The organism is Roseomonas genomospecies 6, from assembly GCF_008365375.1.
Lineage (GTDB): Bacteria > Pseudomonadota > Alphaproteobacteria > Azospirillales > Azospirillaceae > Azospirillum.
The window spans coordinates 20,785-46,469 of record NZ_QOKW01000010.1; the positions used below are offsets into that span (position 1 = coordinate 20,785).

Sequence of the window (25,685 nt, forward strand, 5' to 3'; positions counted from 1 at the left end):
CATGCCCTGGCTGAACGGTCTTCTGGACGCTATGGACGCGGGTGTCGTCGTGCTCGACCGCCATGGCCGCGTCCAGTTCTGGAACCGCTGGATGGAGAAGGCGTCGGCCACGCCCGAAGCCAACATCCACGGGCGGGAGCTGGTGGAGGCCATGCCCAGCTTGCGCGACACGCGGCTTCACAACGCGGTCCGCGACGTTCTGGAAACCGGGGCGCCCAGCGTGCTGTCCCACACGCTGAACCCGGTGCTGTTCCCGCTGCGCTGCGCGGACGGACGCCGGATGGTCCACAACGTGCTGATCCGCCCCTTCGTGGCCGCCAATTCGTCCTATTGCCTGATCCAGGTGACCGACGTCACCGCCGTGGTGAACCGGGAACGGGTCCTGCGCGAGCAGCGCGACGCGCGTTACCGCGCCATCGTGGACACGGCCCCCGACGCCATCGTCACCACCGACACGCGCGGCGTGGTGCAATGGGCCAACGGCGCCGCGGCCAACCAGTTCGGCTTTCAGCCGAACGAGCTGATCGGCCAGCATGTCAGCCTGTTCCTCACCGAAGGTTCCCCCGACTGGTCCGGGCTGCTGGAACGCGACCCGACCGGAAAGCCCGCCCCCGTCGAGCTGATCGGGCGCAAGCGCGACGGCACCCGCATCGACCTGGAGGTCTCGCTGGCCCGCTGGGAATCGGAGGGGCGCAGCTTCATCACCGGCGTCCTGCGCGACATCACCGAGCGCCGCCGCACCCGCGAGGAGCTGAAGGCCAACGCGCTCGCCATGCGCCAGCTCGCCGAGCAGACGAAGGCCACGCTGGACGCGCTTCCGGCGCACATCGCCGTGCTGGATCATGGCGGGCACATCACCTTCGTCAACAAGGCCTGGGCGGAAAGCGGGCCGCAGCCGGGATTCCTGGGCGACGGGTCGGCCATCGGCGACGATTATCTGGAGGCCTGCGCCGCCACCCGCAGCGGCGTGGAGCATGCCGACGCGCTGATCGAGGGGCTGCGGGGCCTGCTGCGCGGCGGCCCGCCGGTGTCCATCGAATATCCGGGCCTGTCGGACGCCGGGGCGCGCTGGTTCCGCTGCCTCGCCGCCCCGATGGCCGCCGGCCCCTTCGGCGGCGCGGTGCTGATGCACATCGACATCACCGAGATCAAGTCGATGGAGGCGACGCTGCGCAAGCTGGTGGGGCAGAAGTCCACCCTGCTGCGCGAGGTGAACCACCGGGTGAAGAACAGCCTTCAGCTCGTCTCCAGCCTGCTGACGCTCCAGACCATGAGCCTGCCGGGGGCCGCCGACCGTGTCCATTTCCAGGACGCCCGCAGCCGCATCGACGCCATCGCGCGGGTCCACAGCCGGCTGTACCAGACCGAGCAGTTCCAGACCATCGAGTTCGGCAGCTACCTGAACGAGCTGTGCGCCGACCTCTCCCGCGCGTCGGGCGGCGAGACGCTGGGCTCCATCGAGGTGCGTGCGGAGCGCATCGACCTGCCCATCGATCAGGCGGCCCCGCTGGGGCTGATCGCCAACGAACTCGTCACCAACGCCATCAAGCACCGCGGCACGTCGCCCGCCAACGTTCTGGTGGCGCTGGACCGGGCCGGCGACCTGCTGGCGCTCACCGTGACCGACCAGGGGCCCGGCCTTCCCGCCGGGTTCGACATGCGCCGGTCGCGCAGCCTCGGCATGAGGCTGATCACCAGCCTGACCGGCCAGATCGGCGCGACGGTCACGCTGCTTCCGGTGGAACGAGGCACCTCCTTCCGCATCGCGCTGACCATGCCGGAAGCGCACGGCCCCATCCTGGAAGACAGCGCGGCGGAGTGGAACGGATGAAGATCCTTCTCGTCGAAGACGAAGTCCTCATCGCCATGGAACAGAGCTTCTACCTGGAGACCGCCGGGCACGAGGTGCATGGGCCGGCCTCCACCAGCGAGAAGGCGATTGCCCTGGCGCTGGCGGTGAAGCCGGATCTGGCGCTGGTGGACATTCATCTGGCCCAGGGGTCCAGCGGCATCGACGCCGCACGCCAGATGACCGCGCTGGGCATCGCCTGCCTGTTCGTCACCTCCTACCGGGAGGAGGTGGAGCCGACACGCGAGTACGGCGTCGGCTGCCTGCCCAAGCCCTTCTCCCAGTCCTCGCTGGTGTCCGCGGTGGAGGCGGTCGGGGCCATCCTGGACGGGCGGGCGCCGGCCAAGATTCCCGACACGATGGAGCTGTTCTCCTGAGGCCCGTCACGCTCCCTTGAACAGGCGCGGATCGAAGGGAACGTCGAGCACCTCGACGATCCGGACCCGCGCGCTGTCGGGATGCAAGGGATTGAACAGGACATTGTGGACGTTCGGCATGATCGCGCCGGGCACCCGGAGCAAGGCGGAATCCCCGCGCGCCAGCCACTCGTCGCCCACGGCCCGCGTGATGCCGGTCCGGCCCGTCCAGTCGGGCGGCAGCGGCGGACAGGGACGCGCGGCTACCCCGTCCTCCACCGCCACGCCCAGCAGCCGGTAACGGTCGGGCAGAAGCGCCGGGGAGGACACCTCCATATGGACAAGGATTTCGATCAGCGCGCCCGGCGGGGATTCGGCCAGATAAACCACCGGGCGCCCCCGGTTGTGCCAGCGGGCCGGCGCGCGCAACCCGCCGATGCCTTGGAGATCGGCGTGGTTGCTGATCCGCCAGAGCTTCACGCGAAATAGCCCTCGTCGATCTGGATCAGCGCGTCCTCCACCAGCCGCGCCCCGACATCCGTATCGATCAGATCCATCGGCGCCTCTCCGCCGAACCGCTGCTTCGGCGCGTTCAGCCAGGACAGGGCCTTGTCGCGGCTGCCGAACACCGCCTCGGCCAGACCCACGATGCTGGCCGTCCGGTAGGCGCGCTCGCTTTCCTCCAGCGACAGCGCTTCGCCCTTCTGGCGGCGGTGCTCCAGGGTGCGGCGGGGAATGATGCGGCTCAGCGACTTGGCGTCCAGGCCCGCCGCCTGCAGCGCGCCGATGGCCTGGGTGCGCAGCCGGTTGCGCACGATCCGCACCACCGCGAGATCGTCGGCGGGCGGTTGGTCGAGCCCCAGGATCGCCGCCGTCAACGACCGCTGACGGTCCGCCAGAGCCGCGTCATAGCCGGGCATCGCCACCTCCCTGCGCAAAATGCCGAACAGAAGGTGGCGTTTTGCGCAGGGCGCGTCAAGCCGGTCGCGTTCCTTCCAGCACCGGCATCACCCAACGCTTCAGGAAATCATCCTCCGGCGGCACCGCGACCGGTATTCTTGCGGCCAGCAGCACCTGCAGCAGCGCGGTGTGCAGGGCGGTGCAGCCGCCGAGGTCCAGCCGGGGGTCCTCCGCGGCTCCCAGCCACTCGGCCAGCGGGATCGCCTCCTCCACCGTGCAGGCCCCCTCGAAACGGGCGGTCCGGTCCTCGAAACGGATGGGCATCACAGAAGCTCCCGCAGGTTGAGGGCGAGCAGCAGGCGCCCGTCGCCCAGCACCGCCGTCCCGGCGTAGCCGCGCAGCCGGGCGAGCACCCCGGTCATCGGCTTCAGCACCACGTCGGCGCGCTCGCGGAAGGCGTCCACCACCAGGGCCACCGGCTGCCCGCCGAGATCCACCACGAGCACCGCCTCGCCCTTCCGCTCCCGCTCGTCCTCCGGCAGGTTGAGCAGCCGGCGAAGCCGCAGCAGGGGCACCACCGCGTCCTGAACGACGACGCTTTCCGCATGCTTCATCCGGCGGATCGCGGAGTGGGGAACGCGCTGCATGCCGGTGACCAGCGTGACCGGAAAGCCGTAGAGCGCCCCCGCCGTCTCCACCGTCACCAGCCGCGTGACCATCATCGTCAGCGGCAGGACGAGGCGGAAACGCGTCCCCGCGCCGGGGGTCGAGGCGACCTCCACCCGCCCCCCTGCCCGTTCCACCGCACCGCGCACCACGTCCATCCCCACCCCGCGGCCCGACAGGACCGACACGGATTCCGAGGTGCTGACCCCCGGCAGGAAGATCAGGCGCAGCGCCTCCGCGTCGGACAGGGCCGCCGCCTGCTCCGCGGTCAGGGCGCCTTGCGCCACCGCCTTGCGGCGCACGGCCTCCGCGTCGATCCCCGCCCCGTCGTCGGAGACCTCCACCACCACGCCGCCGCTGTCCTGGAAAGCCTGGACGCGGATCGACGCCACCTCCGGCTTGCCGGCGGCGCGGCGGCGGTCCGGCGGCTCCACGCCATGATCCAGCCCGTTGCGGACGAGGTGAAGCAGCGGCTCCCCCAGGATATCGAGGATGTCCTTGTCTGCCTCCGTCTCGCCGCCGGACAGGTGCAGCTCCACCGATTTGCCGAGCTGCCGCGCGGTGTCGCGGACCAGACGGGGCAGCGGGTCGAAGACGCGCGACAAGGGCAGGACGCGCAGCCGCAGAACGGCGTCCTGCAATTCCCCCACGATGGAATCGATGCGGCCATGGGCCTCCTTGATGCCCTGGGCCAGCGCGTCGGCGCTCCGCCCCTCCTGCGCTTCGCGCGCGAGATAGGGCAGGCTTCCCTTGGCGACGACCAATTCGCCGACCAGGGCCATCAGCCGGTCCATGCGCTCCGCATCCACCCGCAGCGCCCGCCGGCCCGGGGACGCCGGAGCGGCGGACGGGGCGTCCGGCAACGCCGCCGGGCCGTCCGCCAGGGCGGCGATGCAGCGGACGAGCGCGTCCGTCGGGCCGTCGGCGGCGCGGTCCAGCGCGGCCCGTTCGGCCTCCCGCCCCTCGGCGGTCAGGATGTTGCGCGCCGCCCGCAGCACCGCCGCCCGGCGGGCCGCCGTCTCCTCGTCGCTGCCGGGCAGGCCGAGGATTCGCGCCTGCTCGCTCAGCATGGCGGCGGCGAGGCTGGGCGGCGGCGCGGCTTCCGCCGGGGCGGGGATGGCGACCGTGGCGAAGGCCACCTGATCGGGGACGCCGCGGAACAGGCGCGCCAACTCGTCCTTCGAGGCCCCGCTCAGCGCGCGGAAGCGCAGGGCGCAGCGGTAGGGGTCCATCTCGGCCAAGGGCGGCCACGGTCCGGCGGTCTCGATGCGCAGCAGCAGCAGGCCGGGGATGCGGCGGCACAGATCCAGAGGATCGTCCCCGGCGAAGAAGCAGTCCTCGGCGGGATCGTAGGCGATGGCGGTGACGGTGCGCCCGGCGGCCTTCGCCCGCTCCGCCTCCGGCAACGCCTCCACCCAGGCGAAGCCGGCGGGCGTGCCGCTGTCGGCGGCCTCCGCCGGCCCGCCGAGGGCCGCGCGCAGAAGCACCTCCTGCGTCCGCGCGCGGGCCTCCGCGTCGTCGGGAAGGGTCTGCGTGGCCTCCAACCCATCGACCCAGGCCGCGCCGGTGTCCAGCAACTCCAGCAGCCGGTCGGCCAGATCGCCGGTCATGGCGGCGCGCCCGTCGCGCACGGCCATCAGCGCGTCCTCCCCGGCATGGACCATGCGGGTGAAGGGAGCCATGTCGAACAGGGCGGTCGCGCCCTTCAGCGTGTGCAGCGCGCGGAACAGATCGTTGACCGCGCCCCGGTCCGCCGGATCGCGCTCCAGCCGCAGCAGGGCGGCCCCGGCGGCCTCCAGCAACTCCCGCGATTCCAGGACGAACTGGTCGAACAGCGCGCTCATGACCGCCCCTCCCCCGTCTCCTGGCGCCGCCCGGTCAGCAGGCACGCGGCGGCGGTCAGGTCATCGGGGCGCACCGGCTTCACGAAGTACCAGTTGGCCCCCGCCAGAAGCGCCGTCTCGCGGTCGCTGTCCTTGGCTTCGGTGCTGATCATGATGGCCGGCACGTCCCGCAGGGCCGGCTCCCGCCGCAGGCGGCGCAGCATGGTGTAACCGTCCATCTTCTGCATGTTGATGTCCACGATCAGCAGGTCCGGCGTGGATGCCAGCGCGTGCTCCAGACCGTCGATTCCGTTCACCGCCTCGTCCACGCGGAATCCGCCGGCCTCCAGAACCTGCCGGGTGTAGGCCCGCACGGTGACGGCGTCATCCACCACGAGGACGCGGGGCCGTGGGCTGGAAGACTGCTGGCTGGAAGACTGCGGGCTGGAATGGTCGGTCACCGGGCGGCCTCCCTAACTCTGGGGCTTCTGATAGAGAATGGCGTCGGGGAACCGGCGCGGCACGAAGAGGGAGGACATCCGGCTCATGCTTTCCGAATGGCCGAGACAGATGAATCCGCAGGGCGACAGCGCGTCGTAGAACATGGACGCCGCCTCCCGCCGCCCCAGATCGTCGAAATAGATCAGCAAATTGCGGCAGAAGATCACATCCATGCCACGGAAATTCGCCATCTGCTGCGGATCGGCGATGTTCACCAGCGAGAAGTCGATGGAGTCCCGCAACTCCTCCATGATCTGCCAGCGCTGGTCGTCCAGACGGGTGAAATACTTGGCGATCAGATGCCGCGGCAGCGCCTGGAGCGAGCGTTCCTCGTAGATGCCTTCCCGCGCGCGGTCCAGGACGTGACTGTCGATGTCGGAGGCGTACAGCTCGATCTCGAAATCGTCGACCCGGCTCCACCGCTCCAGCAGCGTGATGGCGATGGAATAGGGTTCCTCCCCCGTGGCGCAGCCGGCGGACCAGATGCGGACCCGGCTTCCCGGCTCGCGCCCGCGCACCACCTCGTCGAGCACGGAGTCCACGAGGCAGTCGAGCTGGTACAACTCGCGGAAGAAGTAAGTCTCGTTCACCGTCATGCGGTTGACGAGAAGCTGCAATTCCTCCCCCGACGCCTGGTATCGCAGCAGATTCAGGTAGTTCCGGAAACTATCCATGCCGACCGCCGCCATCCGCTCCGACACGCGGCGGTCCACGAAATAGCGCTTGGCTTCGGTGAAGGACAGGCCGGTGCGCTCCCGCAGGAACCGGCAGAAGGCGTCGTAGTCCGCCGCGCTCAGGCCGGCGGCGTCACCCTTGTCCGAAGACGGCGTCATTCAGGCTCCGGAGAACAGGCGGCGCGCCGCATCGACGGAAAAGGCGACGAAGGGATCGTCCGGAAAGCGCGCGGCCAGCCGCTCCACGATGGGACGGGCGGCGGGATCGCCGCTTTCCATCAGCGCCTCGACCGCCGACAGGCAGACATTCACATGCGGGTCGCCGTCGATCACCCCGGCCAGCAGGTCCAGCCGGTCCGGATGCGGCAGCTTCCCGACGAGCTGGGCCGCGAAGATCCGCAGATCCGAGTCCGCGGCACCCAGCAGCGGGGCGATCTCCGGCATCACCACGGCGGCGGGCATCTGCTGAAGGCTTTCGATCACGCCGTTGCGCAGCCCGACATCTTCGCTCGCCAGATAGGGCACCAGGGCCGCCGCGGCCTCGCGGTTGCCGGCGCGGACCAGGGCAGTCAGAAGGGTTTCGCGGACGCTCGGGTCCTCTTCCCGCCTCAGCCGCGCGGACAGGGCCGGGACGGCGTCGGGCCTTTCCCCAAGGCCATGGGCGGCCCGGCGGCGCTGCGCCGGGTCGGCGTCGTCCAGACGCGCCAGCGGATCGCCGCCCTCCGCGGCGTCCGCAGGGGCCACCTTTCCCATCTTCCGGGCCTTCACCAGGGCCATGCCACCGTCTCCCTCATCCCGTCAGCCCCTTCACCCACCGCATCACCTGCTGGGCCACCCGGTCGGACGGCAGCACCGTATCGGCGCCGCCGCGGCGGATCAGCTCCTGCGGCATGCCGAACACGACGGCGCTGTCCTCCGCTTCCGCGATGGTGCGGCCGCCCTGCCGGCGCAACTCCGTCATGGCCGCCGCCCCGTCCGATCCCATGCCCGTCAGAAGAACGCCGATCAGCCGCGACGGAGCCACGGTGCGCAGAGCGCTTTCGACCAGCCGGTCCACGTTGGGGTGCCAGCTTCGCGCCTCGTCCGCCGGAACGGGCTGCGCGCAGAGCCGCCCGCCGCGCCGGACGATCTGAAGGTCGGCGCCGCCGCGCGCGATGCAAGCCATGCCGGGCTGGAGCGGGGTGGCCGCCACGGCCTCGACCACCGTCAGGGCGGAGATGGCGTTCAGGCGGCGGGCCAGCGGGCCGGTGAAGCTGGCGGGCATGTGCTGGGCCACCACCACCGGCCAGGGGAAATCCGTGGGCAGAAGCGGCAGGATGTCCTCCAGCGTCCGCGGCCCGCCGGTGGACACGCCGACCAGCACCAGCCCCTCGCCCGGCCCCTCGCCCGGCCCCTCGCCCGGCACCGCGTCCGCGTCGTCCTTGTTCCGCGGTTTGGACGGGGTGGCGTCGGCCAGGAAATCGGCCCCGGCGATGCGCTCCCGCGCCAGGCGCAGCCGCTCCCGCAAACCTTGCACCCGCCGGGGCCGCGACCCGGCGGCGGCGCGCACGGTGTCCACAAGCTCCTCCGCGATGGCGGCAAGGGCGCCCACGCCCGTCGGCTTCCGCACGGCCTCCACCGCCCCCAGCCGGAGGGCTTCCAAGGTCACCTCCGCCCCCTCCGCGGTCAGGGCGGAGACCATCACGACCGGCTTCGGGTGCTCGACCATGATGCGCTTCAGGCAGGTTAGGCCGTCCATGCCGGGCATCGTCACGTCCAGCGTCACCACGTCCGGGTCGAAAACGGGCAGCCGCTTCAGCGCCCCCTCGCCATCGGCGGCGGTTTCCACCTCGAAGCCGGCGGAGGAGAGGATGTCCCCGATGCGCCGCCGCATCAGCGCCGAATCATCGACGACCAGAACCTTCACCATGAACGGGCCACCATCGGCTCAGACGGTGGCCAGAAGGTCGGAAAGCTGGTCCATGTCCAGCAATTCCGCCGGGTCCATCAGCAGGATCATCCGCCGTCCACCCGCATCCTCCAGCGTGCCGATGCGGCGGATCAGCCGGTGCTGGGCCTGCGACACGACGGGGGCCGGCTCGACGGCGTTCTCCGGAATGCGGACGATCCCGGCCATGCCGTCCACCTGCAGCCCGGCGCGCGCCGAACCCGAGGCGATCACCACCACACGCCCCCGCTCAGCCGGACCCCTGCTCCCTTCCGGCAGGCGCAGCAGGCGGCGCATCGCGACCAGGGGCAGGACCGCGCCGCGCAGGGTCGTCACGCCGCTGACGAAGTCCGGCGCGTTGGGCAGCGGCGTCACGGCGTCGGGCCGGCGCAGCACCTCCTGCACCGCCGCAACCGGCAGCCCGTACTCCGCCCCGGCCAGCCGGAACACCACGAAGGCGTCCGCCTGTTCCGCCGTCAAGCCCGCCTTCAAGCCCGCCGTCAAGCCCGCCGCCACAGCCGTCTCCTCTTCGCGCCCGGTTTCGCCGGCCAGCCCGGCGCCGTGACGGAACAGCCGTTCCGCCGACAGGACCGGAATCAGCCGGGTGCCGCCATCCAGCCGCGCGATGCCGTCCATGTCCTCGAACTCCGCCTCCCGCGCCATCAGCGGTGGAACCGGGTCGATGCGCCCGCGGGGAACGCGCAGGATCTCCCGCACATCCTCCACCACCACGCCCACCAGCCCTTCCGCCGTGCGCAGGACGGCCACCTTTCCGCGGCCCCCCTTGCCTCCGGCCTCTCCGGAGCCGTCGAGCCCGAACAGTTCCCGCAGCCCGACCAGAGGCAGCAGCGCGTCGCGCAGGGTCATCATGCCGAGCAGATGGGTGCGGGCGCGGGGAACGCGGGTCACCGCGTCCGGAACCGGAACGATTTCCCGCACCGCCGACACCGGCAGCGAGAACTCCTGCCCCCCAACGGTGAGGACGACGAGTTGTTCCTCGTCCTGCCGCGCCGCCGTGCCGGAGACGGTCCTCGGTACGGCCCTCGACTGGGGCGCGGCACCGAATTCCGCGCTCCCCCCCGGACCGGCCGCGGGGCCCAGATCGGCGAACTGGCGTTCGATCATGGGGCCGGGATCGAGGATCAGGGCACCGTCCTGCCCGTCCCCGGCCAGGATCGTGCCGGCCAGAAGCTCCGCGTCGACGGACGGGTCGGGCGCGGTCCCGGCGTCGGCGATGCGGTCCTCCTCCACGCTGGACAGGCCGGACACGCCGTCCACCAGCAGGCCCACCGGCTGGCCGTTGTGGCTGACGATCAGCAGCCGGGCCGCCCTCCTCTCTTCGCCCTCCACCGCGCCAAGACCCAGGACCCGGCGCAGGCCGATGACCGGCAGCACCGCGCCGCGACGCCGGGCCAATCCCTCCAGGCTGGGCGGCCCCAGCGGGATGGGCACCAGCGTGGGCGGGCGCAGGATCTCCAGCACGCCGTCCAGCGGCAAGGCCAGCACCATGCCGCCGACCGTGAAAAGAACGAAGGAACGCACGCCGTCGCGGCGGATGTTCGCGGCCATGGGTCGTCTCCCCCCAGCCCGGCCGGTCAGCCGGCCCCTTGCAGTTCTTCGGCCATGGCGGCGATCTCCTCGATGGCGGCGGCCAGTTCCTCGGCGCCCTTCGCCTGCTCCCGCGCAGCCTTGGCCGCTTCGTTGGCGGAGCGGTTGGCCTGGTTGGCCGCGGTGGCGATCTGCTCGACGCCCTTCTGCGCCTCCGCCACGGCGCGCTGCACTTCGCCGGCGTTCTCCACGATCTCGCGGCTGCCGACGGTCACCGTGCGCAGGTCCGTGACGGCGGCGGCGAGGCTGACGGCGAACTCCTGGTGGCGGGCGGCCTGACGCGCCGTCTCGGTCCCGATGTCCTCGATGTCGCGGCGGACGCGCCCGATCTGGTCCTGGATGGCGAACACGATGTCCTTCACCCGCTCCACATTCTCCGAACTGTCGCGGGCGAGGTTGCGGATGTCGTTGCTGACCACGGTGAAGCCGCGCCCGAACTCGCCGGCCCGCGCCGCCTCGATGGAGCCGCTGACCGCCAGCATGCCGGTCTGGATGGCGATGATGGAGATGGCGTCCACCACCTTGTCGATGCGCCGCCCGATCTGCTCCATGGCGCCGATCCGCTCCACCGTGCGGCGGCTGGCGGCGACCGCCTCGCCCACCCCGGCGGTCAGGGCGCCGACCATGCCCTGCGTCTCGGACAGCAGCGCTTCCAGCCCGACGCAGCGCTGAAGCGCCTCCTCCGCGCGGGCGTGGCCGAGCCGGGCGCTGGCCTCGATCTCCTCAATGGCGCTGCCGGACTGGTGGGTGGCCGCACCCTGGGCCTGGGCGCCGCGGGAGATTTGGGTGATGGCCGCCATGATCTGGGCGGCGGCGCGGTTGATCTCCTCGATGGCGGCGGACAACTGCTCGGCGGCGGAGGCCAGATCGCCGGCGGCGCGGTGGACGTCGGTGCTGCCGCTCAGCTCGTCCGCCAGATCGGAAAGCTGACCGGCGGCCTGCTCGCTCTGGGCCAGGGCCTTCGCCTGCTCGCCGACGGTCTTCAGCGCCTCCTCGCTGGCCGCCGCCTGCTCCTCCGCGGCGGAGGCCACGCTCTCGGCGCCGCGCTGCGCCTCCCGCCCGGCGGCGTCGGCCTCCAGCGCCGCCTTGATGGTGTCCTGCGCGCCGCGGGCGATATCCCCCATGCCGTCGCGCACCTGGTCGAGCTGCGCGGCGATCCGGCGGCCCCGCTCCACCTCCGTCTTGGACGCGTCCGCGGTGGCCACGATGCCCTCCGCAATGGCGCCCACCGCTTCCTGGATCTGGGCGACCATGCGGTTGATGTCGTTGGCGGAGCGCTCTGACCGCTCGGCCAGGGCCTGCACCTCGTCGGCCACGACGGCGAAGCCGCGCCCGGCGTCGCCCGCGCGGGCCGCCTCGATGGCGGCGTTCAGCGCCAGCAGGTTGGTCTGGTCGGCCATGACCGCCACGCCGTCCACGATGACGCCGATCTCCGCCGCCTGCCGCTCCAGGTCGCGGACCAGGGCGACCGCGGCGTCCTGCCGTTCGGCGGCGCGGACCAGCCCGTCGACGGAAGCGAGGATCTGGCCGCTGACCTCCTTCATCAGGGATTGCAGCGCCTCGATCCGGGCAAGCGACGATTCGGCGTTGCTCCGCGCCTGCCCGATCAGGCTGGCGCTGCGGTCGATCATCCGTTGCGACTGCTGGGTGGCGCTGGCCGCCTCCTCCGCACCGGCGGCGACCTGCTCCATCGCCTTGCGAAGCTCCTCCGCGGCGGCGGCGGCCTGGGTCACGCCGCTGGCGAGTTCGTTCGCGGCGGCGGCGATGCCCTCCGCCGCCTTGCGCCGCCGGTTGCCGGCGCGGGCGCGGCGCCGCACCTCCGCCGCGCGTCGGGTCGAAAGGGCATTGTCGGGCTGGCCGGCGGGAGCAAGGTCCGGCAACTCCGTTTCCCCGGCCGGCAGAACCGCGTCCTCGCCGGTATCCGCTCTGCGGGAGGCGCGCGCCGTGTCGATCCGCTTCTTCTTGACCAATGCCATGATCCCTAACCCCTTGCCCTTTGAAGCCCCTGCTTTTTACCGGTGGCTCTTGTTGATTGTTTCCGGTGCCTTCCTCAGGCCAGAACCCGGCCGATGTAGCGCCCGATGGCCGCCTTCAGCTCCGCCGCGGACCCGGCGTCGAGCGCCAGGACGATGGTGCCTTCCACGTCGTGGGGCGGCGTCCGGAAGGTGACGTGGAACAGGATCGCCTGGGAGTCCGCCGACAGCGCGACCCCGCAGCGGGACAGCAGGTCGTCCCCCGTACCGCGCAGGACCTGCGGCAGCGTGGTGCCGACCGAGACACCCAGCAGGTTCCCCATCGAGGACAGGCAACTGTTCAGAACGATGTTGCCGACCTCGCCCAGCGCCTCCTCCTCCAGCTCCGCCGCGTCCTCCTTCGGGACGCCGGGGGGCAGGGCGGCGCAGGCCAGCGGCAGGCCGCTCCGTTCCGGCATCAGCAGGATGGCCGAGCCGAGGAAGGCGCCGGACAGGCACTCCACCACCGCGGTCAGCGGTCCCGGCAGCGCCGACTGAAGCAGGCCGCCCACTTGGTCGCCGGGGACCAGGCTGACCATCGGGACGGAGATCTCCACCGGACCGTCGATCATGCGGCTGAGCGCCGTGGACGCCCGGCCCACGCCGATGTTCCCCAACTCCGCCAGCGCGTCGCGCTCCAACTCGTCCAGATCAAGCCCCATCGGAGTCGGGTCCATCGGCGCGCCCCCGCCGGACCGCGCCGGTCAACCCGCTCCCCCGCCGGCCCCGTCACCCGCCGCGGGGCGGCGGGGCAGGCTGGCGGCGGTGAGGAAGCGGACCATCTGCTCCTCCTCCAGCGGCTTGGGCATGAAGGCGGCACCCAGGGCGCGGATGCCGGAGACCACCGAATCCTGGGCATTGGCCGTGATGATGGCGACGCGGATGTCCGGCTTGGCTTCCAGCAGGCGGGTGGCGGCCTCCAGACCGTTGTCGCCCGGCATGTTGAAATCGATTATGGCGATATGGATATCACTTTCGGTCAGTTTTTCATAAAGCTCGGCACTGTTCGCCGCCTCGATGACCGTCCAATCCGGCTTGTTCCGAAGTATTATGCCGCGGACATGCATGCGGGACAGCTTGCTGTCGTCCACGACGATTACGGTCTTGCTCAAAGCCTGTGCTCCGGGAGGGGAGAAAATTTGAATTGTGAAACGATTATAGCCACCGGCACGCCGCGCGCCAGCATCGATTGCATCCCGCAACCACCGTTTTTCCATGCCGCCGCCCTTGGCCCTGCGCGGCGCCTTTGGTAACAGAGGAGTCGAAAACAAGGTCAAGCCGTCCGGGGTTCCGTCCGTGGAAGATTTCATCAGCGCGCTCGTGGTGTTTCTGGTCGTGGTCGACCCGATCGGGCTGGTTCCGATCTATCTCGGCCTGACGCGCGGCTTCGACAGCCGGCGCAAGCGCACCATCGCGCTGCGCGGCCCGCTCATCAGCTTCGCCATCATCGTCTTCTTCGCCTATCTGGGCGAGCTGGTGCTGAACGCGCTGTCCATCGGGATGCCGGCCTTCCGGATCGCCGGCGGCGCGCTGCTGTTCTGGATCGCCTTCGAGATGCTGTTCCAGCGCCGGGCCGAGCGCAAGGAGCGCACCGCCGACGACGCCCGTACGGAGGAGGAGGCTCACGACCTCGCCGTCTTCCCGCTGGCGATTCCGCTGATCGCCGGGCCGGGAGCGATCACCTCCACCCTGCTGTTGATGGACCGCTACGGCGCGACCATTGGCGGGCAGGGCATGGTGCTGGGCGCCGCGGCGGCCGCCGTGGGCAGCGTCATGGCGCTTCTGGTCGTCGCGGACGTGGTGAACCGGCTGCTTGGCCGCACGGTGATCCACACGGTCAGCCGCGTGCTGGGCATCGTGCTCGCCGCGCTCGCCGCCCAGACGATCATCGAAGGCATCACCGCCGTCTATCCGCCCCACTGATCCGCCACATTGACCGGCACGAAGGACAGAGACATGGACCGGCACACGCTCAGCAACGGACGCCTCGGCGCCGCGATCAAGGCCGACGGGGCGGAGCTGTGCTCCCTGACCGCCGACGGGCGGGAACTCCTCTGGCAGGCCGGGCCGGAATGGCCGCGCCACGCGCCGGTGCTGTTCCCCATCGTGGGGCGGCTGAAGGACGACACGCTGCGCCACCGGGGCCGGACCTTCCGCATGACCCAGCATGGTTTCGCCCGCGACCGCCGCTTCACCTGGGAGGAGCGCACCCCCACCCTCTGCCGCCTGTCGCTCGGCGACGACGCGCAGACCCGTGCGCTCTACCCCTTCGCCTTTTGGCTGGAGCTGTCCTTCGAGCTTGATGCGGAGGGGCTGACCGTCCGCCACCGCCTGACCAATCCGGGAACGGAGGCGCTTCCCGCCTCGCTCGGCGGGCACCCGGCCTTCCGTTGGCCGTTGCAGGAGGGGGTTGCCAAGGACGCTCACGAGCTGCTGTTCGAAACGGACGAACCCGCCCCGATCCGCCGCGTCGAGGACGGCCTGCTGTCCCCACAGCCGGAGCCGACCCCCATCGAGGGCCGCCGCCTGCCTCTGCGGGAAGGTTTGTTCACGCGGGATGCGGTGATCCTCGACCAGCCGGCCAGCCGGTCCGTCCACTACGGCGCCCCCGGCGCGCCGTCCCTCACCGTTTCCTGGGACGGGTTCCGCGAATTGGGAATCTGGTCGAAGCCGTCCGGCGCGCCCTTCCTGTGCATCGAGCCCTGGCACGGCCATGCCTCCCCGGCGGACTTCGACGGGGAGTTCATGGACAAGCCGGGCCTGCTGCATCTCGCCCCCGGCGAGGTGCGGGAGCTGAGCTACCGCATCGCCGTAGGGTAGAGGGGATTTTCAGCCGCGCTTGTTCAGCGGAACGAAGGCGCGGCCCGGATTGCCGGTGTAGAGCTGGCGCGGGCGCCCGATCTTCTGTTGCGGGTCCTCGATCATCTCCTGCCACTGGGAAATCCAGCCGACGGTGCGGGCCAGGGCGAACAGCACGGTGAACATGCTGGTCGGGAAGCCCATCGCCTTCAGGATGATGCCGGAATAGAAGTCCACGTTCGGGTACAGCTTCTTCTCGACGAAGTAGTTGTCCTCCAGCGCGATCTTCTCCAGCTCCATGGCGATGGCGAGGTGCGGCTCGTCCTTGATGCCCAGCACGTCCAGAACCTCGTAGCAGGTCTGGCGCATGATCTTCGCGCGCGGGTCGTAGTTCTTGTAGACCCGGTGGCCGAAGCCCATCAGGCGGAAGGGATCGTTCTTGTCCTTGGCGCGCTTGATGAATTCGGGGATGCGCTCGACCGAGCCGATCTCCTCCAGCATCAGCAGCACAGCCTCGTTGGCGCCGCCATGGGCCGGTCCCCAGAGCGCCGCGATGCCGGACGCGATGCAGGCGAAGGGATTGGCGTGCGAGGAGCCGGCCAGACGGACGGTGGAGGTGGAGGCGTTCTGCTCATGGTCGGCGTGCAGGATGAAGATCTTGTCCATGGCGCGGGCCAGGACCGGATCGACCTTCCACGGTTCGCAGGGCGTGCCGAAGGTCATGTAGAGGAAGTTTTCCGCGTAGCTGAGGTCGTTGCGCGGATACATGAAGGGCTGGCCGACCGAATATTTGTAGGCCATGGCGGCCATGGTCGGCATCTTGGCGATCAGCCGGTGCGCGGCGATCATCCGTTGCTTGGGATCGAAGATGTCGGTGGAGTCGTGGTAGAAGGCCGACAGCGCGCCGGTCACGCCGCACATTACCGCCATGGGGTGCGCGTCGCGGCGGAAACCGCTGTAGAAGCGGCTCAACTGCTCATGCACCATGGTGTGGTAGGTGATGGTGCGCTCGAAATCCTCCTTCTGCTGCGGGTTCGGCAGTTCGCCGCGCAGCAGCAGATGGCAGACTTCCAGATAATCGCAATGCTCCGCCAGATCCTGGATGGCGTAGCCGCGATGCAGAAGAACGCCCTGGTCACCGTCGATGTAGGTGATCGCCGACTCGCAGCTCGCCGTGGAGGTGAAGCCGGGATCGAAGGTGAAATAGCCGGTTTCCGCGTAGAGCTTGCGCACGTCGATGGCGCGCGGACCGGTTTCGCCTTCCAGCAGCGGCAGCTTGACGGTTTTTCCGGTCGTGTCGTCGGTGACGGTGATCGTCCCGACCTGCTTGACATCGCCGCGCCAGACCGGCCGGCCCTTGCTGCTCTCCATCGGCCCCTCCTTATGCGCGCCATCGGGCGTGGCGCTGTTTCGTTGCACGTAGGAGACTGTATGAATGGGGGGTGCCGTCAATAGCACTCCCGATAGATGCCACCCGGCGGGGCATAGGCCCCCGGGAAATGAAAGGGTCAGAAGATCCCCGCCTCCAGCCCGGCGGCCATCAGCAGCCCCAGCTCTTCGCAGGAGGTCTGGAAGTCCTCACTGAACGGGCCGCGGCAGACCAGCGGCTCCTGCACCGGACGCCAGCGCAGACCCGTTGCGATGGTGGCGACGGCGCGGCAGGTGCCCGTCCCGTCATGGCCCGCCCGGACGAACAGGGCGTAGGGCAGGCCCTGCGTGCGCTCCAGGCAGGGGTAATAGCTGCGGTCGAAGAAGTCCTTCAGCGCGCCGCTCATGTATCCCAGATTCTCGGTCGTGCCGAGGATCACGCCTTGCGCTGCCAGCACATCCTCCGGCCCGGCCTCCAGTGGCGGTTTCGCGATCACCTCCACACCCTGCACGTCGGGCGACCGCGCCCCGCGCAGCACGGCGTCCAGCAACGCCCGCGTGTTGGGCGACGGGCAATGGGCGACGACGAGCAGGCGCTTCATGGTCATGTCCTACGCCATCAATTGACCGCCGTTCACCTCGATCACCTGACCGGTGATGTAGCCGCTGAGCGCCTCCGACGCCAGGAACAGATAGGCGCCCACGCAGTCCTCCGCCGTTCCCAGCCGGCCCAGCGGGATGCGCGCCGCCGTCGCCGCCAGCTTCTCCGGCGAGGAGTAGCGCTGGTGGAAGTCGGTGTCGATGGTGCCGGGCGAGACGGCGTTGACGCGGATGCGGTCCGGCGCCAGCTCCGCCGCCAGGGAGCGGGTGAAGGTGGAGACGAAGGCCTTCGACGCGCTGTAGATCGACGAGCCGGGACTGCCCCCGGTGCGGGCGGAGATGGAGACGGTGTTGACGATGGCCCCACCCCCGGCGGCGCGCAGGGCCGGCAGGGCGCGCCGGCAGGCCACGACGACGGAGCGCAGGTTCAGGTCGATCACCTCGTCCAGGAAATCGTCGCCGATCCGCTCCAGCGGCACCCGCCCCACCATGGTCCCGGCATTGTTGACCAGGATGTCCAGCCCGCCCAGCGCCTGCACCGCCGCGTCCACCGCCGATTCCACGGCGCGCGGGTCGCGGAAGTCGCCGGTGACGGCGAAGACCTCCGTCCCGCCCGCCGTGAGGGCGAGCGCCAGCCGCGCCGCGGCGTCGCCGTTGCCCGACCCACTGCCAGACCCATGGAGCGCCACCCGCGCGCCCAGGCTGGCGAAGGCCGTGCCCACCGCCGCCCCGATGCCCCGGCTGCTTCCGGTCACCAGCACGCGCTTGCCGCGCAGATCCTCGCCCAGCAGAGTCATGGCTCTCGCTCCTCAGCGTTCGCGCCGCACGCGCCGCACGGCATCCAGCCAACCGTCGTAGAGCCGGGCGCGGTGGGACGGCTCCATCCGCGGTTCGAACCGGCGGTCGCAGCGCCACGCACCGGCCAGCGCCGCCTGATCGCGGTAGACCCCCGCCTTCAGCCCGGCCAGCCCGGCGGCCCCCAGCGCGGTCGTCTCGATCACCGCCGGGCGCTCCACCGGCAGGTCCAGCATATCGGCCAGGAACTGGCACAGCCAGTCGTTCGCCGCCATGCCGCCATCCACCCGCAGCGCGTCCGAGGTGACCTCGTGCGCGGCGGACCAGTCCGAGACCATGGCGTCGCGCAGGTCGCGCGTCTGGTAGGCCACGGCCTCCAGCGCGGCGCGGGCGATGTGGGCCGGGCCGGCGTCCAGCGTCAGGCCGAAGACGGCGGCGCGGGCCTGCGGGTCCCAGTGGGGGGCGCCCAAGCCCACGAAGGCCGGCACCAGATAGACGCCGTGGCTGTCCGGGACGCGGGTCGCCATGTCGTCGGTCTGGGAGGCGTGGGTGATGATCCCCAGCCCGTCGCGCAGCCACTTGATGGCCGCTCCGGCGATGAAGATGGAACCCTCCAGCGCGTAGGTCGTCCGCCCGTCCAGCCGGTAGGCCACCGTGGTCAGCATGTTGGAGCGCGATTCCACCGGCGTGCCGCCCGTGTTCAGCAGGGCGAAGCAGCCGGTGCCGTAGGTGGATTTCACCATGCCCGGCTCGAAGCAAGCCTGACCGAAGGTCGCCGCCTGCTGATCCCCCGCGATGCCGGTGATCGGGATGGGGCGGCCCAACAGGTCCGGCTCGGTCGCTCCGAACTCGGCGCTGCTGTCCAGCACCTCCGGCATCATGGCGCGGGGGATGCGGAACAGGGCCAGAAGCTCGTCGTCCCAGTCCTGGCGGTGGATGTCGAAGACCATGCTTCGCGAGGCGTTGGTGGCGTCGGTGGCGTGCACCCGCCCGCCGGTCAGCCGGTGCAGCAGGAAGCTGTCGATGGTGCCGAAGCACAGCTCGCCCCGCTCCGCCCGCTCCCGCGCGCCGGGGACATGATCGAGAATCCAGGCGATCTTGGTGGCGGAGAAGTAGGAGTCGATCAGCAGCCCGGTCTTGCGCCGCACCAGCGGCCCGCAGCCTTCCTCCACCAGCCTGCGGCAGAGGTCGGCGGTGCGGCGGTCCTGCCAGACGATGGCGCGGTGCACCGGCTCGCCCGTGCGGCGGTCCCAGACGACGGTGGTTTCGCGCTGGTTGGTGATGCCGATGGCGGCGATGTCCGAAGCACCCAGCCCGGCCTCCGCCACGGCGCCCCGCATCACCGCCACGGTGTCGCGCCAGATGTCCTCCGGATCGTGCTCCACCCAGCCGTCGGCGGGGTAATGCTGCGCGAACTCGCGCCGAGCCACCCCGACGGGAACGCCCCGGCGGTCGAAGACGATGGCGCGGGTGGAGGTGGTGCCCTGATCGATGGCAAGGACGTGGCCGGCTTCGGACATGGTCTTTCCTATTGGTCTTTTTTCTTCCCCTCTCCCGTCCCGGGAGAGGGAGGGACCCACGCGTCAGCGTGGGAGGGTGAGGGTGCCGGCCAGGATCACGGCGTTGATCCTCGGCAGCACCCTCACCCGGCCCTTCGGGCCACCCTCTCCCGGGACGGGAGAGGGAATCACGTTACACCGTCACTGCGCCATCGCGGCCTTCTTCGGCGGCGACGCCGGCCAGGACTTGATGAGCTGGTCGTAGTCCACCGTCTCGCCCTGGGGCTTTTCGTTGGCGAGCTTGCGCTGGGGCGCCGTCGTGCCGTCCTTCTCGGCCTTGGCGAACCAGAATTCCGCCGACTCCTTCTTGTTCATCTTCGGCCCGCAGTCACCCTGCACGCCCGACCGCTCCAGCCGCTCCAGCACGGAGTCCTGGGCCGCCGCCAGAGCATCCATAGCCGCCTGCGGCGTCTTGGCGCCGGAAGAGGCGTCGCCGATGTTCTGCCACCAGAGCTGCGCCAGCTTCGGATAGTCGGGGACGTTGTTGCCGGTCGGCGTCCACTGCACCCGCGCGGGCGAGCGGTAGAACTCGATCAGCCCGCCCAGCTTCGGCGCGCGTTCCGTGAAGCTCTTGTCCCAGATGTCGCTCTCGCGGATGAAGGTCAGCCCGACATGGCTCTTCTTCAGGCTGACGGACTTCGACACGGTGAACTGGGCGTAGAGCCACGCCGCCTTGCGGCGGTCCACCGGGGTGGATTTCAACAACGTCCACGACCCGGCGTCCTGATAGCCCAGCTTCATGCCGTCCTTCCAGTAGGACCCCTTGGGTGACGGGGCCATGCGCCATTTCGGCGTGCCGTCCGCGTTCACCACCGGCAGGCCGTCCTTCACCATGTCGGCGGTGAAGGCGGTGTACCAGAAGATCTGCTGCGCGACGTTGCCCTGGGCCGGCACCGGTCCGGATTCGGAGAAGGTCATCCCCGCGGCCTGCGGCGGCGCGTATTTCTTCAGCCATTCCACATACTTGGCGACGGAGTAGACGGCCGCCGGGCCGTTGGTGTCGCCGCCCCGCTCGATGGAGGAGCCGACCGGGCGGCAGCCCTCCATGCGGATGCCCCACTCGTCCACCGGCTTGCCGTTGGGCAGGCCCTTGTCGCCGTTGCCGGCCATGGAGAGCCACGCGTCCGTGAAGCGCCAGCCCAGCGACGGGTCCTTCTTGCCGTAATCCATGTGGCCGTAGACCTTGACGCCGTCGATCTCCTTCACGTCGTTGGTGAAGAACTCCGCGATGTCCTCGTAGGCCGACCAGTTGACCGGCACGCCCAGCTCGTAACCGTACTTGGCCTTGAACTTCGCCTTGATGTCCGGGTTGGTGAACCAGTCGTAGCGGAACCAGTAGAGGTTGGCGAACTGCTGGTCGGGCATCTGGTAGAGCTTGCCGTCCGGCGCCGTGGTGAAGGACTTGCCGATGAAGTCGTTGATGTCCAGCGTCGGCAGGGTGACGTCCTTGCCCTCGCCTTCCATCCAGTCGGTCAGGGGAACGACCTGATTGTAGCGGAAATGGGTGCCGATCAGGTCGCTGTCGTTGATCCAGGCGTCGTAGATGTTCTTGCCGGACTGCATCTGCGTCTGGATCTTCTCCACCACGTCGCCTTCCTGGATCAGGTCGTGGCGCAGCTTGATGCCGGTGATCTCGCTGAAGGCCTTCGCCAGAGTCCGGGCCTCGTATTCATGGGTGGTGATGGTTTCGGAGACGACGTTGATCTCCATGCCGGCGAAGGGCTTGGCGGCGTCGATGAACCACTGCATTTCCTTGAGCTGCTCCTCCTTCGACATGGTCGAAGGCTGGAACTCGCTGTCGATCCAGCGCTTGGCCGCCTCGATGTCGGCGAAGGCCGGGGCCGATGACAGAAGAAGCGCCGCCGCGGATGCGGAGGCGAGATACAGGGTACGCATCGTGGTTTCCTCCCATTCGTTTTGTTGTAGGCCCGTTCCCGCCGGCAAAGGCCGGCCCGTCACACCCAGCGGAAGACCGCCGCGGCGTAGAGAAGCGACAGCGCCGTCGCGTAGTGCACCTCCTCCCCCACCAGCCCCAGCCAGGCGAGGTGGATGAAGGCGCTGCCGAGCAGCGTGATGAACAGCCGGTCGCCGCGCGTCGTGGTGATGCCCAGCACGCCGGGGCGCGCCACCTCCGGGCGGTTCAGCGCCAGGACCGTCAGCAGGGTCAGCAGCGAGGCGATCACGGCGAAGAAGGCGCCGGTCTGCCAGGTCCAGGCCATCCAGGCGAAATGTTCGGTGACGTTTTCCATGGCGGCGTCCTCCCTCCCGTCAGACGCGGCCCAGGGCGAAGCCCTTGGCGATGTAATTGCGCACGAACCAGATCACCAGCGCGCCGGGCAGGATGGTCAGCACCCCCGCCGCCGCCAGCAGCCCCCAGTCCATGCCGGAGGCCGAGACGGTGCGCGTCATCGTCGCCGCGATGGGCTTGGCGTCCACCGAGGTCAGCGTGCGCGCCAGCAGCAGTTCGACCCAACTGAACATGAAGCAGAAGAAGGCGGTCACGCCAATCCCGCTGGCCACAAGCGGCATGAAGATCTTCACGAAGAAATGCGGAAAGCTGTAGCCGTCGAGATAGGCGGTCTCGTCGATCTCCCGCGGTACCCCGGACATGAAGCCCTCCAGAATCCACACCGCCAGCGGCACGTTGAACAGGCAGTGGGCCAGCGCCACGGCCAGCGGCGTGTCGAACAGACCGATGGCCGAATAGAGGTTGAAGAAGGGCAGCGCGAAGACCGCCGCCGGGGCCATGCGGTTGGACAGCAGCCAGAAGAACAGATGCTTGTCGCCCACGAAGCGGTAGCGGGAAAAGGCGTAGGCCGCCGGCAGGGCCAGCGCGATCGACAGCACCGTGTTCAGCGCCACATATTGCAACGAGTTCAGGTAACCCGAATACCAGGACGAATCGGTGAAGATCCGCCGGTAATTCTCGAAGGTCAGGGTTTGGGGCCACAGCGTCAGGCCGCTGACGATCTCGGTGTTCGTCTTCAGGCTCATGTTCACGAGCCAGTAGATCGGCAGCATCAGGAACAGGATGTAGAGCGTGAGGACGATCCGTGCGCGCAGCATGGCCCGTTTCCTTTGCTAATTCCGTTGCGCGTCCATGCGGGTCATGACCGTGTAAAAGACCCAGCAGACCGCCAGGATGATCAGGTTGTAGACGATGGACAGGGCCGCGGCCTTGCCCAGGTCGAACTGCCCCAGCGCCAGCTTCACGAGGTCGATCGACACGAAGGTGGTGGAATTGCCGGGGCCGCCGCCGGTCACCACGAAGGGCTCGGTGTAGATCATGAAGCTGTCCATGAAGCGCAGCAGCACGGCGATCAGCAGCACCCGGTGCATCTTCGGCAATTGGATGTTGCGGAACACGGCCCAGCGCGACGCCCCGTCGATCCGGGCCGCCTGATAGAAGGCATCGGGGATGGAGCGCAACCCGGCGTAGCAGAGCAGTGCCACCAGCGAGGTCCAGTGCCAGACGTCCATCGCCACGATGGTCACCCAGGCCGACAGCGGGTCCGCCGTGTAATTGTAAGGGATGCCCAGCCGGTTCACCGCCCAGCCCAGCAGGCCGATGTCCTCGCGGGCGAAGATCTGCCAGATGGTGCCGACCACGTTCCACGGGATCAGCAGCGGCAGAGCCAGCACCACCAGCGTCGCCGCCACCCGCCAGCCATGGCGCGGCATGGACAGCGCCACGGCGATGCCCAGCGGCACTTCGATCAGAAGGATCAGCAGCGAGAACAGCAGGTTGCGCCACAGCGCGTCGAAGAAACGCCCGCCGAGGTCGGTGGAGGGGTCCAGAAGCTCCTGATACCAGCCGATGCCGTTCCAGAAGAACTGGTTGTTCCCGAAGGTGTCCTGCACCGAGTAGTTCACCACCGTCATCAGCGGCAGGATGGCCGAGAAGGCGACGATCAGCAGGACCGGCAGGACGAGCAGCCATGCCCTCTGGTTGACGGGCTTGTCCATCACGCCGCCTCCCCTTCCACGAGCGTTCCGTCCGCGTAGACATGCACCATGGCGGGGTCGAGCAGCAGCGACGCCTCGTCCCCCGCAACCGTCAAATCCTCCGGCACCGTCGCGGCCATGGGCAGGCCCGACAGTTCCACCCGCGCGATGCGCGTGCGCCCCAGATCGTCGAGACGGCGCACCCGCACCGGCAGCCCCCCGGCCCCGGCAGGCGCCAGCGTGGCGAATTCCGGGCGCACGCCGATCTCGATCTTCGCGCCGCCGTTCATGGCCGGATAGCCGCGGCGCAGCGGGATGACGTGCCCGCCGACCCGCGCGGCGCGGCCCGACACCTCCGCCGGCAGGACGTTCATGCCCGGCGATCCGATGAAATGGCCGACGAAGACATGGGCGGGCCGCTCGAACAATTCCTGTGGGCGGCCCACCTGGACGACGCGCCCGTCATGCATGACCACCACCTTGTCGGCGAAGGTCAGCGCCTCCGTCTGGTCGTGGGTCACGTAGATCATCGTCAGGTCCAGCGCCCGGTGCAGCGCCTTCAGCTTCGACCGCAGTTCCCATTTCAGATGCGGGTCGATGACGGTCAGCGGCTCGTCGAAGAGGATGGCGGCCACGTCCGGACGGACCAGCCCACGCCCCAGCGAGATCTTCTGCTTGGCGTCGGCGGTCAGGTTCCGCCCGCGCCGATTGAGGTCCCCCGTCAGGTCCAGCAGCCCGGCGATCTCCCGCACCCGCGCGTCGAGCGGCGCCCCGCGCAGGCCGCGGTTGCGCAGCGGGAAGGCGAGGTTCTCGTAGACCGTCATGGTGTCGTAGACGACCGGGAACTGGAAGACCTGGGCGATGTTGCGCGCTTCGGTCGGCAGGGCCGTCACGTCCTTGCCGTCGAACAGCACCCGCCCCTCGCTGGGGGTCAGCAGGCCGGAAATGATGTTCAGCAGCGTGGTCTTGCCGCAGCCCGACGGTCCCAGCAGCGCGTAGGCCCCGCCCTGCTCCCACACATGGGTCATCGGCTTCAGCGCGTAGTCGGCGTCGCCTTTGGGATTGGCTGTGTAGCTGTGAGCCAGCGATTGAAGGTCGATGCGCGCCATGCCGTCCGCCCTCCCCGTCACGCCGCCATGACCAGCGGCGGCGCCGCGGCCAGCCGCCCGTCATGGCCGAACACGAACAGCCGCCGCGGGTCGATGAAGCACTCGATCCGCTCGCCCGGCTCGACCTCCAGCACGCCACGGGTGACCGCCACCCAGCGGTCCGCGCCGCCATCGGTGCGCGGCAGGTCGATGTGGACGAAGCTCTCCGAACCGGTGATCTCGCTGACCGCCACGACGCCGCGCAGAGCCACGGCGTCGGCGTGGGGCCGCGTCAGATGCAGGTGGTCGGCGCGGAAGCCGATGGTGTAGTCGTCGTCCGGCAGTTCCGCCAGGACGCCGCGCGCCGGCCCATGCTCCCCCGTCGCCAGCACGATCTGCAGGCCGCGCTTGTGCACCCGCATGGTGTTCAGCGGCGGATCGGAGAAGACGCGCGCGCTGGTCAGGTTGGCCGGGCGGCGGTAGACGTCCGGCGTGCGCCCGAACTGCGCCAGCCGCCCTTCCCACAAGGTCGCCGTGTTTCCGCGGAGCAGCAGCGCCTCCGCCGGTTCCGTCGTCGCGTAGACGAAAACCGCGCCGGTCGCGGCGAAGATCTTCGGCAGCTCCTCCCGCAACTCCTCGCGCAGCTTGTAGTCCAGGTTCGCCAGAGGCTCGTCGAGCAGGACGAGCTGCGCCTCCTTCACCAGGGCGCGGGCGATGGCGGTGCGCTGCTGCTGCCCGCCGGACAACTGCTGCGGCGTGCGCTCCAGATAGGGGTCCAGCTTCAGAAGGCGCGCGGCCTCCCGCACCTTGCGGTCGATCTCGTCCTTCGGGCGGCGGGCCACCCGCAGGGGGGAGGCGATGTTCTCGTAGACGGTCAGGGACGGGTAGTTGATGAACTGCTGGTAGACCATGGCGACGGAGCGTTCGCGGACGTGCCGCCCCGTCACGTCCACCCCGTCCACCAGCACGCGCCCGGCGCTGGGCAAGTCCAGCCCGGCCATCAGCCGCATCAGCGACGTCTTGCCCGACAGGGTCGGACCCAGAAGAACGTTCAGCGACCCGCGCTCCAGGGTCAGTGACACGTTCTCCAGGTGAACGTGGCCGCCGACATGCCTGCCGACCTTGTCCAGAACCAAGCCCACCGGCATTCCTCCCCAATATTCATTTTTTCTTTATTGAGATGGTTCTTGTCGCCGTGTTTCCAGCCTATTATTC

Annotated in this window: 26 protein-coding genes; 4 read left to right on the forward strand and 22 right to left on the reverse strand. The window is 69.6% G+C overall.

Annotation, left to right across the window (positions count from 1 at the left end):
- The first annotated feature begins 1 nt into the window (after position 1).
- Both DS843_RS14360 and DS843_RS14365 read left to right on the forward strand, forming a co-directional pair.
- Positions 2 to 1,831, forward strand: a complete 1,830-nt coding sequence (locus tag DS843_RS14360; RefSeq protein ID WP_286192097.1) for a sensor histidine kinase — start codon at positions 2 to 4, stop codon at positions 1,829 to 1,831.
- The gene (locus DS843_RS14365; RefSeq protein ID WP_149469575.1) at positions 1,828 to 2,226 is read left to right on the forward strand and encodes a response regulator; all 399 of its coding nucleotides are present in this window, start codon (positions 1,828 to 1,830) and stop codon (positions 2,224 to 2,226) included. The genes DS843_RS14360 and DS843_RS14365 overlap by 4 nt, the downstream gene beginning before the upstream one ends.
- A 6-nt stretch (positions 2,227 to 2,232) precedes the next feature.
- On the opposite strand, the gene DS843_RS14370 is transcribed toward DS843_RS14365, so the two are convergent.
- The 12 genes from DS843_RS14370 to DS843_RS14425 all read right to left on the reverse strand — a co-directional run bounded on the left by DS843_RS14370 (position 2,233) and on the right by DS843_RS14425 (position 13,626).
- Positions 2,233 to 2,685, reverse strand: a complete 453-nt coding sequence (locus DS843_RS14370) for an RES family NAD+ phosphorylase (protein ID WP_149469576.1) — start codon at positions 2,683 to 2,685, stop codon at positions 2,233 to 2,235.
- The gene (parS, locus tag DS843_RS14375) at positions 2,682 to 3,125 is read right to left on the reverse strand and encodes a type II RES/Xre toxin-antitoxin system antitoxin (protein ID WP_149469577.1); all 444 of its coding nucleotides are present in this window, start codon (positions 3,123 to 3,125) and stop codon (positions 2,682 to 2,684) included. The genes DS843_RS14370 and parS overlap by 4 nt, the downstream gene beginning before the upstream one ends.
- Before the next feature lie 55 nt (positions 3,126 to 3,180).
- A complete protein-coding gene (locus DS843_RS14380) occupies positions 3,181 to 3,429 on the reverse strand; it encodes a hypothetical protein (RefSeq protein WP_149469578.1) in 249 nt (82 codons plus the stop codon).
- On the reverse strand, positions 3,429 to 5,615 hold the full coding sequence (locus DS843_RS14385) for a chemotaxis protein CheA (protein ID WP_149469579.1): 2,187 nt from the start codon (positions 5,613 to 5,615) through the stop codon (positions 3,429 to 3,431). The genes DS843_RS14380 and DS843_RS14385 overlap by 1 nt, the downstream gene beginning before the upstream one ends.
- Positions 5,612 to 6,055, reverse strand: a complete 444-nt coding sequence (locus DS843_RS14390) for a response regulator (protein ID WP_149469580.1) — start codon at positions 6,053 to 6,055, stop codon at positions 5,612 to 5,614. The genes DS843_RS14385 and DS843_RS14390 overlap by 4 nt, the downstream gene beginning before the upstream one ends.
- A gap of 12 nt (positions 6,056 to 6,067) precedes the next feature.
- Positions 6,068 to 6,928 (reverse strand): CheR family methyltransferase, encoded by an 861-nt coding sequence (locus tag DS843_RS14395; RefSeq protein ID WP_149469581.1) that lies wholly within the window; start codon positions 6,926 to 6,928, stop codon positions 6,068 to 6,070.
- Positions 6,929 to 7,546, reverse strand: a complete 618-nt coding sequence (locus DS843_RS14400) for a HEAT repeat domain-containing protein (protein ID WP_149469582.1) — start codon at positions 7,544 to 7,546, stop codon at positions 6,929 to 6,931.
- A 13-nt stretch (positions 7,547 to 7,559) separates the two neighbouring features.
- Positions 7,560 to 8,678 carry a chemotaxis-specific protein-glutamate methyltransferase CheB gene (cheB, locus tag DS843_RS14405; RefSeq protein ID WP_149469583.1) on the reverse strand — a complete coding sequence of 373 codons (1,119 nt, stop codon included), beginning with the start codon at positions 8,676 to 8,678 and terminating at the stop codon, positions 7,560 to 7,562.
- 18 nt (positions 8,679 to 8,696) lie between these two features.
- Positions 8,697 to 10,265, reverse strand: a complete 1,569-nt coding sequence (locus DS843_RS14410) for a chemotaxis protein CheW (protein ID WP_149469584.1) — start codon at positions 10,263 to 10,265, stop codon at positions 8,697 to 8,699.
- 26 nt (positions 10,266 to 10,291) lie between these two features.
- Positions 10,292 to 12,280, reverse strand: coding sequence for a methyl-accepting chemotaxis protein (locus tag DS843_RS14415; RefSeq protein WP_149469585.1), 1,989 nt, complete (start codon positions 12,278 to 12,280; stop codon positions 10,292 to 10,294).
- A gap of 74 nt (positions 12,281 to 12,354) precedes the next feature.
- Entirely contained in the window at positions 12,355 to 12,993 is a 639-nt protein-coding gene (locus tag DS843_RS14420) for a chemotaxis protein CheC (protein ID WP_149469586.1), read from the reverse strand.
- A 27-nt stretch (positions 12,994 to 13,020) separates the two neighbouring features.
- The gene (locus DS843_RS14425; protein WP_286192098.1) at positions 13,021 to 13,626 is read right to left on the reverse strand and encodes a response regulator transcription factor; all 606 of its coding nucleotides are present in this window, start codon (positions 13,624 to 13,626) and stop codon (positions 13,021 to 13,023) included.
- Between DS843_RS14425 and DS843_RS14430 the strand changes: the two genes are divergently transcribed.
- Both DS843_RS14430 and DS843_RS14435 read left to right on the forward strand, forming a co-directional pair.
- The gene (locus DS843_RS14430; RefSeq protein WP_149469587.1) at positions 13,613 to 14,239 is read left to right on the forward strand and encodes a MarC family protein; all 627 of its coding nucleotides are present in this window, start codon (positions 13,613 to 13,615) and stop codon (positions 14,237 to 14,239) included. The two genes, DS843_RS14425 and DS843_RS14430, sit on opposite strands and share 14 nt — an antisense overlap.
- A 33-nt stretch (positions 14,240 to 14,272) precedes the next feature.
- Positions 14,273 to 15,136 (forward strand): aldose 1-epimerase family protein, encoded by an 864-nt coding sequence (locus DS843_RS14435; protein ID WP_149469588.1) that lies wholly within the window; start codon positions 14,273 to 14,275, stop codon positions 15,134 to 15,136.
- A 9-nt stretch (positions 15,137 to 15,145) separates the two neighbouring features.
- Here DS843_RS14435 and gltA read toward each other — a convergent pair whose 3' ends face one another.
- The 10 genes from gltA to DS843_RS14485 form a co-directional block, all read right to left on the reverse strand.
- Positions 15,146 to 16,486 (reverse strand): citrate synthase, encoded by a 1,341-nt coding sequence (gltA, locus tag DS843_RS14440; RefSeq protein WP_149469589.1) that lies wholly within the window; start codon positions 16,484 to 16,486, stop codon positions 15,146 to 15,148.
- 137 nt (positions 16,487 to 16,623) lie between these two features.
- On the reverse strand, positions 16,624 to 17,085 hold the full coding sequence (locus DS843_RS14445) for a flavodoxin family protein (protein ID WP_149469590.1): 462 nt from the start codon (positions 17,083 to 17,085) through the stop codon (positions 16,624 to 16,626).
- 9 nt (positions 17,086 to 17,094) lie between these two features.
- Positions 17,095 to 17,880 (reverse strand): SDR family NAD(P)-dependent oxidoreductase, encoded by a 786-nt coding sequence (locus DS843_RS14450; RefSeq protein WP_149469591.1) that lies wholly within the window; start codon positions 17,878 to 17,880, stop codon positions 17,095 to 17,097.
- Positions 17,881 to 17,892: 12 nt separating this feature from the next.
- Positions 17,893 to 19,398 (reverse strand): glycerol kinase GlpK, encoded by a 1,506-nt coding sequence (gene glpK / locus DS843_RS14455; RefSeq protein WP_149469592.1) that lies wholly within the window; start codon positions 19,396 to 19,398, stop codon positions 17,893 to 17,895.
- Positions 19,399 to 19,578: 180 nt separating this feature from the next.
- Entirely contained in the window at positions 19,579 to 21,333 is a 1,755-nt protein-coding gene (locus tag DS843_RS14460) for an ABC transporter substrate-binding protein (RefSeq protein ID WP_149469593.1), read from the reverse strand.
- Positions 21,334 to 21,392: 59 nt separating this feature from the next.
- Positions 21,393 to 21,686 carry a DUF2160 domain-containing protein gene (locus DS843_RS14465; RefSeq protein ID WP_149469594.1) on the reverse strand — a complete coding sequence of 98 codons (294 nt, stop codon included), beginning with the start codon at positions 21,684 to 21,686 and terminating at the stop codon, positions 21,393 to 21,395.
- A 19-nt stretch (positions 21,687 to 21,705) separates the two neighbouring features.
- Positions 21,706 to 22,503: a carbohydrate ABC transporter permease gene (locus DS843_RS14470; RefSeq protein WP_149469595.1), complete on the reverse strand. Its 798-nt coding sequence runs from the start codon at positions 22,501 to 22,503 to the stop codon at positions 21,706 to 21,708.
- A gap of 15 nt (positions 22,504 to 22,518) precedes the next feature.
- On the reverse strand, positions 22,519 to 23,403 hold the full coding sequence (locus DS843_RS14475; protein ID WP_149469596.1) for a carbohydrate ABC transporter permease: 885 nt from the start codon (positions 23,401 to 23,403) through the stop codon (positions 22,519 to 22,521).
- Positions 23,403 to 24,491 (reverse strand): ABC transporter ATP-binding protein, encoded by a 1,089-nt coding sequence (locus DS843_RS14480; RefSeq protein WP_149469597.1) that lies wholly within the window; start codon positions 24,489 to 24,491, stop codon positions 23,403 to 23,405. Before DS843_RS14480 ends, DS843_RS14475 begins: the two co-directional genes overlap by 1 nt.
- Before the next feature lie 17 nt (positions 24,492 to 24,508).
- Entirely contained in the window at positions 24,509 to 25,612 is a 1,104-nt protein-coding gene (locus DS843_RS14485) for an ABC transporter ATP-binding protein (protein WP_149469598.1), read from the reverse strand.
- Between the last annotated feature and the right edge of the window lie 73 nt (positions 25,613 to 25,685).

What these genes read in the sequence shown, in the direction of transcription:
- DS843_RS14360 (WP_286192097.1), top strand. Translation starts at nt 2, where the DNA reads ATGCCCTGGCTGAACGGTCTTCTGGACGCTATGGACGCGGGTGTCGTC.
- DS843_RS14365 (WP_149469575.1), top strand. Translation starts at nt 1,828, where the DNA reads ATGAAGATCCTTCTCGTCGAAGACGAAGTCCTCATCGCCATGGAACAG.
- parS (WP_149469577.1), bottom strand. Translation starts at nt 3,125, where the DNA reads ATGCCCGGCTATGACGCGGCTCTGGCGGACCGTCAGCGGTCGTTGACG.
- DS843_RS14380 (WP_149469578.1), bottom strand. Translation starts at nt 3,429, where the DNA reads ATGCCCATCCGTTTCGAGGACCGGACCGCCCGTTTCGAGGGGGCCTGC.
- DS843_RS14385 (WP_149469579.1), bottom strand. Translation starts at nt 5,615, where the DNA reads ATGAGCGCGCTGTTCGACCAGTTCGTCCTGGAATCGCGGGAGTTGCTG.
- DS843_RS14395 (WP_149469581.1), bottom strand. Translation starts at nt 6,928, where the DNA reads ATGACGCCGTCTTCGGACAAGGGTGACGCCGCCGGCCTGAGCGCGGCG.
- DS843_RS14400 (WP_149469582.1), bottom strand. Translation starts at nt 7,546, where the DNA reads ATGGCCCTGGTGAAGGCCCGGAAGATGGGAAAGGTGGCCCCTGCGGAC.
- cheB (WP_149469583.1), bottom strand. Translation starts at nt 8,678, where the DNA reads ATGGTGAAGGTTCTGGTCGTCGATGATTCGGCGCTGATGCGGCGGCGC.
- DS843_RS14410 (WP_149469584.1), bottom strand. Translation starts at nt 10,265, where the DNA reads ATGGCCGCGAACATCCGCCGCGACGGCGTGCGTTCCTTCGTTCTTTTC.
- DS843_RS14415 (WP_149469585.1), bottom strand. Translation starts at nt 12,280, where the DNA reads ATGGCATTGGTCAAGAAGAAGCGGATCGACACGGCGCGCGCCTCCCGC.
- DS843_RS14420 (WP_149469586.1), bottom strand. Translation starts at nt 12,993, where the DNA reads ATGGACCCGACTCCGATGGGGCTTGATCTGGACGAGTTGGAGCGCGAC.
- DS843_RS14425 (WP_286192098.1), bottom strand. Translation starts at nt 13,626, where the DNA reads ATGAAATCTTCCACGGACGGAACCCCGGACGGCTTGACCTTGTTTTCG.
- DS843_RS14435 (WP_149469588.1), top strand. Translation starts at nt 14,273, where the DNA reads ATGGACCGGCACACGCTCAGCAACGGACGCCTCGGCGCCGCGATCAAG.
- gltA (WP_149469589.1), bottom strand. Translation starts at nt 16,486, where the DNA reads ATGGAGAGCAGCAAGGGCCGGCCGGTCTGGCGCGGCGATGTCAAGCAG.
- DS843_RS14445 (WP_149469590.1), bottom strand. Translation starts at nt 17,085, where the DNA reads ATGAAGCGCCTGCTCGTCGTCGCCCATTGCCCGTCGCCCAACACGCGG.
- DS843_RS14450 (WP_149469591.1), bottom strand. Translation starts at nt 17,880, where the DNA reads ATGACTCTGCTGGGCGAGGATCTGCGCGGCAAGCGCGTGCTGGTGACC.
- glpK (WP_149469592.1), bottom strand. Translation starts at nt 19,398, where the DNA reads ATGTCCGAAGCCGGCCACGTCCTTGCCATCGATCAGGGCACCACCTCC.
- DS843_RS14460 (WP_149469593.1), bottom strand. Translation starts at nt 21,333, where the DNA reads ATGCGTACCCTGTATCTCGCCTCCGCATCCGCGGCGGCGCTTCTTCTG.
- DS843_RS14465 (WP_149469594.1), bottom strand. Translation starts at nt 21,686, where the DNA reads ATGGAAAACGTCACCGAACATTTCGCCTGGATGGCCTGGACCTGGCAG.
- DS843_RS14470 (WP_149469595.1), bottom strand. Translation starts at nt 22,503, where the DNA reads ATGCTGCGCGCACGGATCGTCCTCACGCTCTACATCCTGTTCCTGATG.
- DS843_RS14475 (WP_149469596.1), bottom strand. Translation starts at nt 23,403, where the DNA reads ATGGACAAGCCCGTCAACCAGAGGGCATGGCTGCTCGTCCTGCCGGTC.
- DS843_RS14480 (WP_149469597.1), bottom strand. Translation starts at nt 24,491, where the DNA reads ATGGCGCGCATCGACCTTCAATCGCTGGCTCACAGCTACACAGCCAAT.